The sequence below is a fragment of the Streptomyces murinus genome, assembly GCF_002154555.1.
In the GTDB taxonomy this organism is placed as follows: Bacteria; Actinomycetota; Actinomycetes; order Streptomycetales; family Streptomycetaceae; genus Streptomyces; species Streptomyces murinus.
Window position 1 is genome coordinate 17,636 of record NZ_MUNF01000013.1, and the last position, 12,618, is coordinate 30,253.

General features: G+C 72.1%; 7 protein-coding genes and 1 tRNA gene. 5 read left to right on the plus strand and 3 right to left on the minus strand.

Translation table 11 applies throughout. The annotated features are described in order from the left end of the window. The first annotated feature begins 36 nt into the window (after window positions 1-36). The gene (locus CCN72_RS01235) at window positions 37-6,375 is read left to right on the plus strand and encodes a type I polyketide synthase (RefSeq protein ID WP_244174098.1); all 6,339 of its coding nucleotides are present in this window, start codon (window positions 37-39) and stop codon (window positions 6,373-6,375) included. Between the two features lie 106 nt (window positions 6,376-6,481). Here the strand turns inward: CCN72_RS01235 and CCN72_RS01240 are convergent, their stop codons facing one another. Further along, on the minus strand, window positions 6,482-6,958 hold the full coding sequence (locus CCN72_RS01240; RefSeq protein ID WP_244174099.1) for an Ig-like domain-containing protein: 477 nt from the start codon (window positions 6,956-6,958) through the stop codon (window positions 6,482-6,484). Between the two features lie 220 nt (window positions 6,959-7,178). Continuing rightward, window positions 7,179-8,201 (minus strand): IPT/TIG domain-containing protein, encoded by a 1,023-nt coding sequence (locus CCN72_RS01245; protein ID WP_086805951.1) that lies wholly within the window; start codon window positions 8,199-8,201, stop codon window positions 7,179-7,181. Window positions 8,202-8,999: 798 nt separating this feature from the next. Between CCN72_RS01245 and CCN72_RS01250 the strand changes: the two genes are divergently transcribed. After that, window positions 9,000-9,746, plus strand: coding sequence for an IPT/TIG domain-containing protein (locus CCN72_RS01250; RefSeq protein ID WP_086805952.1), 747 nt, complete (start codon window positions 9,000-9,002; stop codon window positions 9,744-9,746). A gap of 123 nt (window positions 9,747-9,869) precedes the next feature. Here CCN72_RS01250 and CCN72_RS01255 read toward each other — a convergent pair. Continuing rightward, window positions 9,870-9,946, minus strand: a tRNA-Thr gene (locus CCN72_RS01255). Window positions 9,947-10,165: 219 nt separating this feature from the next. Between CCN72_RS01255 and CCN72_RS01260 the strand changes: the two genes are divergently transcribed. The 3 genes from CCN72_RS01260 to CCN72_RS01270 all read left to right on the plus strand — a co-directional run. Next, the gene (locus CCN72_RS01260; protein ID WP_037653392.1) at window positions 10,166-11,302 is read left to right on the plus strand and encodes an ABC transporter ATP-binding protein; all 1,137 of its coding nucleotides are present in this window, start codon (window positions 10,166-10,168) and stop codon (window positions 11,300-11,302) included. Between the two features lie 172 nt (window positions 11,303-11,474). Next, a complete protein-coding gene (locus tag CCN72_RS01265) occupies window positions 11,475-11,933 on the plus strand; it encodes a hypothetical protein (protein ID WP_086805953.1) in 459 nt (152 codons plus the stop codon). Window positions 11,934-11,966: 33 nt separating this feature from the next. Continuing rightward, the coding region (locus CCN72_RS01270; protein WP_086805956.1) for a nucleotidyltransferase family protein at window positions 11,967-12,618 on the plus strand (652 nt) is incomplete at its 3' end.

Here is a 12,618-nt window from a genome sequence, read left to right on the forward strand (position 1 = left end):
AGTGCGCACCCTCCCCCTCTCGACAAGGAGATTCCCGTGGTCAACGACAAGCTCGGCCCTCGGCCGGCGAACGCACCCATCGCCATCGTCGGCATCGGCTGCCGGCTTCCCGGGGACGCCGACTCCCCGGCCGCCTTCTGGCGCTTACTGGTGAAGGGTCGCGACGCGGTGGGGGCGCCGCCGCCCGGCCGCGAGATGACCACCCTCGAAGGGGAGACAGCGGCCGGCGCACGGTCCCGGTTCACCCGGGGCGGCTATCTGAAGGACGTCTCCCGTTTCGACGCGGACTTCTTCGGGGTCTCGGGCCGCGAGGCCGATGTCCTCGACCCCCAGCACCGTCTGCTGCTGGAGGTCATCTGGGAAGCCCTGGAACATGCCGGGCTGCCTCCCGATCGGCTCGCGGGCTCCGCGACGGGAGTCTTCACCGGGCTCAGCTACAACGACTACATGGACCAACTCGCCGGTCAGCCGACGGAGTTGGAGGGCTCCATCCTGACGAACGGTCACTGTGTGGCCGCGGGCCGCATCTCCTATCTCCTCGGCCTGCACGGCCCCAGCATCGCGCTCGACACCGCGTGCTCGTCCTCCCTGGTGGCCTTCCACCTGGCCTGCGAGGCACTGCGCCGCGGTGAGTGCGACCTCGCCCTGGCCGCCGGCGTCACGCTCATGCTCGCCTCCCGTATCACCCGGTCCTTCGTCAGGATGGGCATGCTCTCCCCCACCGGGCACTGCCGCACCTTCGACGCCGCCGCGGACGGATTCGTGCGCGGCGAGGGCTGCGGTGTCGTCGTCCTCAAGCGGCTGGCCGAGGCCCGCAGAGACGGCGACCGCATCCTCGCCGTGGTCCGCGGATCAGGGGTGAACCAGGACGGCCGGTCGGACGGCCTCGCCGCACCCTCTTCCGCCGCCCAGCAGGCCCTCTACCGCTCGGTGCTCTCCCGCGCCGATGTCGACCCGGCCCAGATCTCGCTGATCGAGGCCCATGGCACCGGCACCCCGGTGGGCGACCCCGTCGAGTTCGCCAGCCTGGCCGCCGTGTACGGCAACGGCCTCTCGCCCTGCGCCCTCGGGTCGGTCAAGACCAACCTCGGCCACCTGGAGCCCGCCGCGGGCATCACCGGACTCATCAAGACCGTCCTGTGCCTCCAGCGCGCGACCATTCCCCGCAATCTGCACTTCACCCGCTGGAACCCGGCCATCGAGGCGGACGCCACCCGCTTCTTCGTCCCGCTCACCACCACCCCGTGGCCGGGCAAACAGCCGGTCAGGATGGCCGCCGTCTCCTCGTTCGGCTTCTCCGGCACCAACGCCCACGTCATCCTCCAGGAACCGCCGTCGTCCACGCGCCGTGCCGGTCTGCCCGCTCCCCGGCGGCCCCGGACCGCGCCGCCGGAGGTGATCGTCGTACCGGCGGGTTCGCACCGCGCCCTGCCGACCGCCGCACACCGGCTGGCCGACTGGCTGGAGACGGACGGTGAGAACGTCCCGCTCCGGGACGTCGCCCACACCCTGGCCCTGCGCCGGGGCCCCGGCCGCGGGCGCCTCGCGGTCGTCGCACGTTCCCGCGGCGAGACCGTCGAGGCCCTGCGGATGTTCCAGAACGGCCTGCCTCATGCGGCCCTCGTGTCGGGCACCGCCGATGTCACCGCCCCCCGGCAACCCGTCTGGGTGTTCTCCGGCCAGGGCTCCCAGTGGGCCGGCATGGGCCAGGAACTGCTCGCCCACGACCCGGCGTTCGAGAAGGCACTGACCGACGCCGACAAACTCATCCGCGCCGAGGCGGGGTTCTCCGTCCTGGACCTGATCAAGGCCGGCGAACCCGTCACCGGATGCCCGAAGGTCCAACCGACCCTGTTCGCCCTCCAGATCGCGCTGGCCGCGGCCTGGCAGGCGCACGGGGTACGGCCCGCCGCCGTCATCGGCCACTCCATGGGAGAGGCCGCGGCCGCGGTGGTGGCCGGAGCCCTCACGCTCGCCGACGGTGTCCGGGTCATCTGCCGCCGGTCGGCGCTGCTGGAACGGATCGCCGGGACCGGGGCGATGGCCAGTGTCGGCCTGGACCGGGCCGGGGTGGAAGCCGCGCTGGCCGACGCCGGGACCGACGGTGTCTCCGTCGCCGTCCTGGCCGCGCCCCACGCCACGGTCGTCTCCGGCGACACCGACCAGATCGACCACCTGATCGACCGCTGGGGACGGGAAGGGATCGCCGCCGTACCGATCGCGGTCGACGTCGCCTCCCACAGCGCCCACGTCGAACCGCTGCTCGGCGATCTGCGCGAGGCCCTGCGCGACCTGTCCCCCCGCCCGCCGCAGATCCCGTTCTACTCCACCGTGTCCGAGGACCCGCTGCGCGCCCCGCTCCTGGACGCCGACTACTGGTGCGCCAATCTGCGCCGCCCCGTCCGCTTCCAGCCCACCGTGGCCGTCGCCGCACAGGAGCGGCACAAGATCTACGTCGAGATCTCACCGCACCCCGTGGTCACCCAGTCCCTCACCGAGAGCCTGGCCCCGCTGGTCCCCGACGCCGTGGTCCTCCCCACGCTGCGTCGCGCGGAGGACGAGCCGACCACCTTCCGCACCCAGCTCGCGGCCCTCCACTGCCACGGCGGCACGGTCGACTGGTCCACGCTCCACGGCGGCGGCCATCTGACCGACGCTCCCACCATCACCTTCGACCGCGCCCACCACTGGGCCGCCGGCCGGGCGGCGCCCGCCGAGGGAAGCGCGCTGCCCGGCCGGCACACCGAGGTCCCCGGTGAACAGGTCCGCCACTCCTGGCGCACCACCGCTCCGGCCGGTCAACTGCCCTGGCTCGACGACCATCGCGTGCACGGCACCGCCGTCCTGCCCGGCGCGGGATTCTGCGCCCTCCTGCACACCACGGCACAGACCGCGCTCGCCGACGTCACGGAAGCCACGGACATCGACCTGATCGACGTCGACTTCCACGATCTGCTGCCCCTCGACGGTGCCCCGGAGATCAGCACCACCCTCACCCTCACCACCGGTGACCAGGCCGCCTGCGAGATCCACTCCCGCAATCTGGACGGCTCCTGGCAGCTGCACGCCTCGGCCATCGCCCGGCGCGTCCTCGCGGCGCGCGACGCCCGAACCGCGTCCCTCTCCGAACTCGCCCGCAAACACCCCGTCGCCCTCGATCCCGCCGAGCTCTACGCCGGACTGCGCGCCTGCGGACTGGAACACGGCCCCGCCTTCACCGGTATCACCGCGCTGAGCACGACAAGGCGCCGGGACAGCTTCTGGGCCCGGATCGAGGTGCCGCCCACCGCCCGTACCCCGGAACACGGACTGAGCGTGCACCCCGTCCTCCTGGACCTGTGTCTGCAACTGCTGGTCGCCGGGGCCGGCCACACCACCGCGCCCGGCCCGATCCTGCCGGTGCAGGTACGTCATCTGCGTCTGCTCGGCGATCCGGCCCGGGCCGTGCACGCGCACGCCCGGGTCACCGAGAACAGCGACACGACACTCGCCGGAGACGTCCGCGTCCTGGACGCCGACGGGCGGCCGGTCCTGGCCCTCGACGGTGTGCGGTTCGTGCGGCGCGCACCGGCCGAGGGCACTGCCGTCGACCAGTGGTTCATGGAACCGGGCTGGCACCGGGTCCCCCACCCCCGGGTCGTGGCCCCCGCGCCCGGGGACTGGCTCGTGGTGGACGAGGGCGACGGCGAGGGGGAACGTCTTGCCGCGCTCCTGCGCACCGCCGGCGCCCGGGTCGAGGTGCGGGAGAACCCGCTGGACTCGGAGGGACTCGGCACCTGGGCCGAGACGTTCGGCGCCTATCTGACCGCCGGCGATCGCGGCCTGCGAGCCGTCGTCCTGCTGTGCGGAACGCCGTCCGCCCATCCCGTCGACGGCGCCCAGCAACGGGCACGGCGGCTGCTCGCGCTCGCGCAGGCCGCCGACGAACACGGCCGGGACACGCGGGTGTACGTCGCCACCCGGCACGCGTACGCCGTCACCGCGGACGAGAAGGGGCACCCCGCGCACGGCACGGTGCGCGGGGTGGCCCGCGTCATGGCCGTCGAGCAGCCCCGGCTGCGCCCCACCCTCGTCGACACCGATCCCGGCGAGGAGGGCCTGCGCACCCTGGCCGCGGAGCTCCTCGCGAACGCCCCGGAGGACGAGATCGCACTGCGCGACGGCGTCCGCTACGCCGCCCGCATCGCACCCGCTCCCGTCACGGCGGACGAACACACCGCCTGCTCCTCCCGGCGGGTGCGGTACGGCGAGGACGGATTCCGTCTGCGGGTCGGACGGCTCGGCGACATCGGCAGTCTGGAACTGGCCGCGACCGGCCGTCGGGGGCCCGGCGAGGGCGAGGTCGAGGTGCGCGTCCAGGCCGCCGGACTCAACTTCCGCGATGTCCTGACCTCGCTGGGCATGCTCGGCTCGGAGCCGGCCGCCGCCTACCGCATCGGCTTCGAGTGCGTCGGCACGGTCAGCGCCGTCGGCGCCGGTGTGCACCATGTCCGCCCCGGTGACCCGGTGCTCGCCGTGCAGCTCCAAGGCGGCGCCTTCGCCTCCTTCGTCACCGTGCCGGCCTCCGCCGTCGTCCCCGCGCCGCGGCCGCTGGCCCCAGCCACGGCGGCGGGCCTGCCGACGGCATACCTGACCGCCTGGTACGCCCTGCACCACGTCGCCCGGCTCGCTCCCGGTGAGCGGGTACTGGTCCATTCCGCCACCGGCGGCACGGGACTGGCCGCGATCGAGGTCGCCCGGATGCTGGGCGCGGACGTCCTGGCGACGGCAGGATCCGAGGACAAGCGGCGGCATCTGCACGGTATGGGGATCCGCTGCGTCATGGACTCCCGCACCCTGGACTTCGCCGAGGAGACCCGCCGGGCCACCGAGGGCCAGGGAGTCGACGTCGTCCTCAACTCCCTGGCGGGCCCGGCCGTTCGCGCCGGGCTCCAGAGTCTGCGGCCGTTCGGCCGCTTCATCGAGCTCGGCGTGCGCGACATCATGGCCGACGCCGCGCTCAAGCTCGGCCCGATGCGGCACAACATCAGCTTCAGCGCCGTCGACCTCATCGAACTCCAGCAGCGCCGGCCGGACTTCTTCGCCGTCGTCCTGCGCGAGGTCATCGACCACATCACCGCCGGACGCCTCAAGCCCCTGCTGTGCACCGAGTACCCGCTCGACCGGGCGGCCGACGCCTTCCAGCTGATGGCCCGCGCCGGTCACCTCGGCAAGGTCGTACTGACCGTGCCGGACCGCGGAGAGACCAAGGCCGTCCTGCCGGACGGCCCGCCCGTCGTACGGTCCGACGGCGCCTACATCGTCACCGGCGGGCTGGGCGGTCTCGGACTGGCCACCGCGCGCTGGCTGGCCGAGCGGGGAGCGGGGCGCATCATCCTCAACGGCCGCCGCCCGCCGTCGCTGGAATGCGCGCGCGCCATCAACGAGCTGTCCGCGGACGTCTCGGTCGTGCTCGGCGACATCGCACGGCGCGGCACCGCCGAACGCCTGGTGGAGGTCGCCGCGAAGAGCGGGGTCCCCCTGCGCGGGATCGTGCACTGCGCCATGGTCCTGGACGACGCCGCGCTGGCCACCACCCGCGAGCACCAGCTGAAGCGGGTGTGGGCCCCGAAGGTCACCGGCGCCTGGAATCTGCACAAGGCCGCGGCGGACCACCGTCTGGACTGGTTCGTCCTCTACTCCTCGATGAGTTCCCTCCTGGGCAACGCAGGACAGGGCACGTACGCGGCCGCCAACGCCTGGCTGGACTCCTTCGCCACCTGGCGCACCCGCAACGGATCGCCCACCCTGGCCGTCGACTGGGGACCGTGGGGCGAGACGGGACAGGCGACCGACTTCGCCGACCGCGGTTACGAGACGATCCCCACCCGTGAGGGTCTGGCGGCCCTGCACTCCCTGCTCAGCCACCGGCGGGTGCAGACCGCGGTGATTCCGGGGCAGCCCCGGACCTGGATCCCCCGAGCGGCGGCGGCTTCCAGTCTGTTCGCCCTTCTCGCCGCGGAGGCCGCTCCGGCCGGTGCTCCGGCGCCACGGGGACCCGAGCCCGAGGCCGGCGGTTCGGACATCCGCACCCGGCTCCGGGCCCTGCCCGCGGGCATCGCCCGGCAGACGGAGCTGGAGAGCTATCTGACCGACCACATCCGGGCGATCCTGCGCACGGGCAGCGCCACGCTGGATCCGCACACGCCGCTGCGGTCCCTCGGTTTCGACTCGCTGCTGGCCACCGAGCTGCGGATCCGGCTCGACACCGATCTGTCCGTCCGGCTGGCGAGCAACTTCGTCTGGCAGCACCCGACCGTCGCCTCGCTCGCCACGGCGCTGGCGGCCCGCATGGGGCTGAGCCCGGAGGAGGACGCGTCGCCCTCGGCGAACTAGATATGCCGTAAAGGAAGGACAAGGGCCTCCTGGGCCCGGTCGTGGATGTCCGATCCGCGACCGGGCCCGGGAGGCCCTCGTGATTCCCGCGACGCGTCCGGCCGCCTCAGTGGACGGACACGGTGTTGTGGATGTCTCCCACGACGAAGCTGATCAGGCCGCCGCAGGCCAGCAGGCACAGACCGGATGTTCCGTCGGGCGGCGTCGGGGAGGAGGAGACCTGGACGGTCGTGGTGTTGTTGGACGCGTCGCAGGCCCCGTTGCCGTTGTAGGCGGCGGTGATGGTGTGGGTGCCCGTCGTGGTGAACGACGTGGTGTACGACGCCTGCCCGTCGGCTCCCACCGGCACGGTGCTCAGCAGGTCGCCTCCGTCGAAGAAGGTCATGCCCAGGCCGCCGCTCGGGTCGGAGTCACAGGTGACGGACGCGGACAGCTGCACCGAGCCGCCGACGGTCGTCGACGACGGTGAGGCGGTGACGCTGGTGGACGACGATGCGGCCGCCGCCGGTACGGCGGCGGCGAGGACGACGGCCAGCGCCGCCGAGGTGACGGCCCACCCGCCATGAGTACGTCTGCGCCTCACGATCAGCTCCTTTGACATGGATCATCTGCTCAACCGATGAATCTCACGCTAGGAACCCGGGAATGGGCCGGCCACGCGGCAGACCTGGTCGGGTCAAGGCACTCAGTCGATCGTGTGAGCGGGCCGGGAAGCGGCCTGCGGCGGGTTCAGCGGCTCGTGACGGGGCAGCGGCTTGCGGGCGGGCCCGCGGTTCGCGGCGGGTCAGCGGTTCGCGGCGGGTTCAGATGACGGGGGCCGGGATCCGCTGGAAGGTCACCGCACCCGATGTACCGCCGGCCGTCGTGACCCGGACGGCGGCGGCGCCCGCCGGTCCGGGCGGGATGACGGCCGCCATCTGGGTGTCCGACAGCACGGTGAAGCTCGTGGGGACACCGTCCACCGTCACGGCCGTCGCGGTGGTCAGGCCGGTGCCCGTCAGCGTCACGGCCGTGCTCCCCGCGGCGGCCCCGACGGACGGGGACACGGTGTTCAGCACGGGCGCGGTCACATAGGCGTAGGTCAGGGCATTGCTGACCCCGCCCGGTGTCGTCACCGTGACGGTGACCAGACCCGAACCCGCCGGGGGCGTGACGGTGAGCTGCGTGGGCGACACGGCGTCCACCGCGGCCGAGAGCGCGCCGAACCGCACATCGCCGGCGTTCTGCAGGTTCTGGCCCGTCAGCGTGACGGTGTTGCCCCCGGTCGTGGGCCCGGCGCTCGGTGAGATCGCCGTGAGGAACGGGGCCGCGGCGTAGAAGAAGTAGGAGGCCGGTACGGCGGCGCTCGTCCCTCCCGGTGTCGTCACCGTCACCGGCACGGCGCCCGGGGCTCCCGCCGGTGCGACCGCGGTGATCTGGGTGGCGGAGACGACGCTGAAGGAGGAGGCGCTGACCGAGCCGAAACGCACCTGGGTGGCGCCGGTCAGACCGGTCCCCGTCACCGTGACGGTGGTGCCGCCGGACGTGGGACCACCGGACGGCGCCAGACCGGTGACCACGGGCGGTACGACGGCCGTGTAGGTGAAGGTGACCGTGGCGTTGCTCGTCCCGCTCGGGGAGGTCACGGTGACCGGCACCGAACCGGCGCTTCCGGCGGGCGTGACCGCGGTGATCTGGGTGGCGGACGAGACGGAGTACGACGCCGCGTTGAGGGAGCCGAAACGGACGGCCGTGGCACCCGTCAGACCGGTACCGGTGATGACGACCGTGGTACCACCCGATACCGGTCCTTGTGCGGGGGCGATGGAGTTGACCGCGGGCGGCATGAGTGCCTCCTGGAAGTGAAGGTGGCGGGGTGGAATCCCCGGATGTCGGCGGCCGGGCCGATCCTCCCGAAGGCGGCACGGGCTCGGCCCACACCGGCGCCGGGCCCCGCGGCGGCACCGACCACACCGTTGTCACCGGCCGTTGTGCCGGTCCGAGGGGTTCGGCCACCGGGGTGCCGGTCCGGGAGTTCCGGCCCGGAGTTCCGGTCCGACGGGAGATGTCACGACGGCGGACCTTGATCAGCCCCCCACAGAGACACCGGGCGTCGACGCGCAGCTGTTTCGGGTGACGGGAGGGCGGCCCGCCGGTTCGGCAACTCCAGTGACCCAGAAGGCCGTTGCCGCGACAAGGCCGACCACGAGTACCTCACCCGAATGACCTAACGGGACGGCGGCCGAGGAGTCCGCCGTCATGATCACCAGCGAGGACGCCGACCGCCCGCGATGCGGCTCTGCTCCATTCGGGTGATGCGAGGTGACGCGCCCTTGCCCCCGTGCGGCCCCCGTGGGCAACTGGTGATGAATCGGTGGGCTGCCCATCCCGAACCGAGGAAAAGCGTGGACGGGCAGCGCCTGCCGGTTCTTCTCCCCGTGCCCGAGGAGAAGGCCCCGGCACTCGCGATGCCGTGCGGCGCCCTGGGCGTCCCGTCCGCCGCCTTCCCCGGTCTCATCAGCGCCGGCGCACCTCCCGGGCCATCGCCCCGGACGTCGTCGGCGGTCCGCCCGGCCGTGAGAACGGGCCGAGCGAGGGGCTCCACCGGTACCCGCACCATTCATCGGACCATGAGGAGTGTTGTCATGCCTATCTCCCCGAACCAGGGGTCCACCGGCGGTGGCACCTTGGTGACCGTCACCGGCACCAACCTGGCCAACACGACCAGCGTGATGTTCGGCAACAAGCCGGCGACCAGCCTGACCCAGGTCTCCCCGACCCAGGTCACCGCGGTCTCCCCGTCGGGCAACGGCGCGGTCGGCGTCACCGTCACCACGCCGGGCGGCACCAGCAACCCGGTGTCGTTCTTCTACGTCGGCGCCCCCTTCAAGTCCTCGCTGAGCACGAGCTCAGGGCCGCTGGCCGGGGGCAACACCATCACCCTCAACGGCACCGGTCTGTCGACGGCCACCAGCGTCTCCTTCGGCGCCGCGACGGCCGTCCCCACCGTGATCTCCGACAGCACCATCAGCATCGTGGTCCCCGCCGGCGCCGCGGCGGGTCCCGTCCCGGTGACCGTCACCACCGCGGGCGGCGCCAACAACGGCCTCAGCTACACCTATGTGGACGCCCCCACCATCGACTCCCTCGCCCCGACCTCCGGACCGGCGTCCGGCGGTACGGCGGTGACCATCACCGGAACCAACCTCGACACCACCGACTCCGTCACGTTCGGCGGCACTCCCGCGCCGTTCGCGGTGATCAACTCGACCACGCTGTCGGCCGTCACCCCGCCCGGAACCGCCGGTGCGGCCGACGTGGTCGTGACCAACCCCGCCGGGTCGGACACCTCGGTCGGCGCCTTCACCTACGTCGCCGCCCCCGGGATCTGATCCCTTCCGCCGTACCCCGACAAGAGCCGGAGCCCGTCCGGGAATCCCCCCGTCCCTCCCGGACGGGCTCCTCCGCGACAAGAACAAAGGTCCAGGTCGGAACCCATCCGACCTGGACCTCGCTGGAGCCCCCTGTCGGATTCGAACCGACGACCTTCGCTTTACAAGAGCGGCGCTCTGACCAGCTGAGCTAAGGAGGCCTGTCGCGCGTGCTGCGCGGACGTGCCTGTGCAGTGTACCCACGTCACCTTGTGGGCCCGGCGAGAATTTCCGTGAAGTTCACCGTCGTCCATGTACTGACAGATCGCGTGAACGCCGGGTACCGTCTCGGAACGGTTCACTCGCGTGGACTACACCAACCACCTTCCTACAACGGATCGTCCGGCACGTTCCTGCCGGTAGAAGGGGGCCCATTCACCATGGCCACTGTCACGTTCGACAAGGCGACCCGGATCTACCCGGGTTCCACCAAGCCCGCCGTCGACGCGCTCGACATCGCGATCGAGGACGGCGAGTTCCTCGTCCTGGTCGGCCCGTCGGGCTGCGGCAAGTCCACCTCGCTGCGGATGCTCGCGGGTCTGGAGGACGTCAACGGCGGCGCCATCCGGATCGGCGACCGCGACGTCACCCACCTGCCGCCCAAGGACCGGGACATCGCCATGGTGTTCCAGAACTACGCGCTCTACCCGCACATGTCGGTCGCCGACAACATGGGCTTCGCGCTCAAGATCGCCGGTGTCAACAAGGCGGAGATCCGGCAGAAGGTCGAGGAGGCCGCGAAGATCCTCGACCTCACCGAGTACCTCGACCGCAAGCCGAAGGCCCTGTCCGGCGGTCAGCGCCAGCGTGTCGCGATGGGCCGCGCGATCGTGCGCGAGCCCCAGGTCTTCCTCATGGACGAGCCGCTGTCCAACCTGGACGCCAAGCTCCGCGTCTCCACCCGTACCCAGATCGCCTCGCTCCAGCGCCGGCTCGGCATCACCACCGTCTACGTCACCCACGACCAGGTCGAGGCCATGACGATGGGCGACCGTGTGGCGGTCCTCAAGGACGGTCTGCTCCAGCAGATCGACACCCCGCGCAACATGTACGACAAGCCCGCCAACCTCTTCGTCGCCGGCTTCATCGGCTCCCCGGCCATGAACCTGGTCGAGGTCCCGATCACCGACGGCGGCGTGAAGTTCGGCAACAGCGTGGTGCCCGTCAACCGCGAGGCCCTCAAGGCCGCCACCGACAAGGGTGACCGCACGGTGACCGTGGGCGTGCGCCCCGAGCACTTCGACGTCGTGGAGCACGGCGGCGCCGCCGCGGCCTCCCTCACCAAGGACGCCGCGGACGCCCCGGCCGGTCTCGCCGTCTCGGTGAACGTCGTCGAGGAGCTGGGCGCCGACGGCTATGTCTACGGCAGCGCCGACATCGACGGCGACCTGAAGGACCTGGTCGTGCGCGTGAACGGCCGCCAGGTGCCGGAGAAGGGCGCCACCCTGCACGTCGTGCCGCGCCCCGGCGAGACCCATGTGTTCTCCACGTCCACCGGCGAGCGCCTGTCCGACTGAGCGCCGTCCGGACACCGTCCCGGCAGAGGGCCCCGCGGTTCGCCGCGGGGCCCTCTTCGCATGATCGTTCCGGGGCGAGCGTCAACCCCCTACCCCGAAAACCGCACTTTCTCATCCCCCGTAAGAGTGACGGAATGTCCTCACGCCATTACCGGCCGCTACCCTCACACGCGTGAAGCACTCCATCACCACTCAGACGCGACGCAGCCACCGGGGCCCTGCCCGCCGGGTCGGCCGCTCCCTCGCCCTCGTCCTGCCCGTCGTCCTGGTGCTCTCGGGAACCCTCGCGGTCACCCGGGTCAACTGGACCGGAAGCCCCGCCGGCTCGGTGCTCACGGCCTCCGACATCACCTCGGTGCAGTCCGCGCCCAAGACGGTCGCCCTCGCCCCCGAGGACGTGCTGCGCGACCGCCTGATGAGCGAACTGCACGAGAAGAACCCGGGCGTGGTCCTCACCCACCTCCAGGAGGCCGTCAACGGCCACCCCTCGCTCGCCCGGCACTGCACCTCCATCGCCCGCTCCCTCGGCCGGGCCGCCGTACGCATCTACGGCGCCTCGCGCGCCCAGTCGTACGCGCGCCCGGTGTGCGACACCTCCTTCGCGACCGGAGTGCTGGCCGCACGCGGCTGAACCGGGCCCGGGGCGCCACGTACAGTGCGGGTCATGACCCATCCGAACGCCGCGTCGCGCCCCACTCAAGCCGTGATCCTGGCCGGCGGCCAGGGCTCCCGGCTGCGTCCGTACACCGACGACCGGCCCAAGCCGATGGTCGAGATCCCCGGCACGGGCACTCCGATCATCGGCCACCAGCTCGCCTGGCTCGCCGAGGAGGGTGTGACGGACGTGGTGGTCTCCTGCGGCCACCTCGCCGAGGTCCTCCAGGACTGGCTGGACTCGGCCAAGCTGCCGGTCTCCGTGCGCACCGTCGTGGAGACCGAGCCCCTCGGCCGCGGCGGCGGCCTCAAGTACGCCGCCGCGCATCTCCCCCACCCGGACCGGCCCTGGTACGCCACCAACGGCGACATCTGGACCCGCTTCTCACTGCGGGACATGGCCGACTTCCACACCGAGCGGGACGCCGTGGCGACGCTGGCACTGGCCCGGCCGCGGATCCCCTGGGGCGCGGTGCAGACCGACGGGTTCGGACACATCACCGACTTCATCGAGGCGCCGCCGTCCACGTTCGAGATCAACGCCGGTGTGTACGTCTTCTCGCCGGAGTTCACCACCCTGCTGCCCGAGCGCGGCGACCATGAGCGCACGACGTTCCCCGGACTCGCCCGCGAACGGAAGCTCGCGGGCGAGTCCGGGGAAC

What these genes read in the sequence shown, in the direction of transcription:
- CCN72_RS01250 (WP_086805952.1), top strand. Translation starts at nt 9,000, where the DNA reads ATGCCTATCTCCCCGAACCAGGGGTCCACCGGCGGTGGCACCTTGGTG.
- CCN72_RS01245 (WP_086805951.1), bottom strand. Translation starts at nt 8,201, where the DNA reads ATGCCGCCCGCGGTCAACTCCATCGCCCCCGCACAAGGACCGGTATCG.
- CCN72_RS01260 (WP_037653392.1), top strand. Translation starts at nt 10,166, where the DNA reads ATGGCCACTGTCACGTTCGACAAGGCGACCCGGATCTACCCGGGTTCC.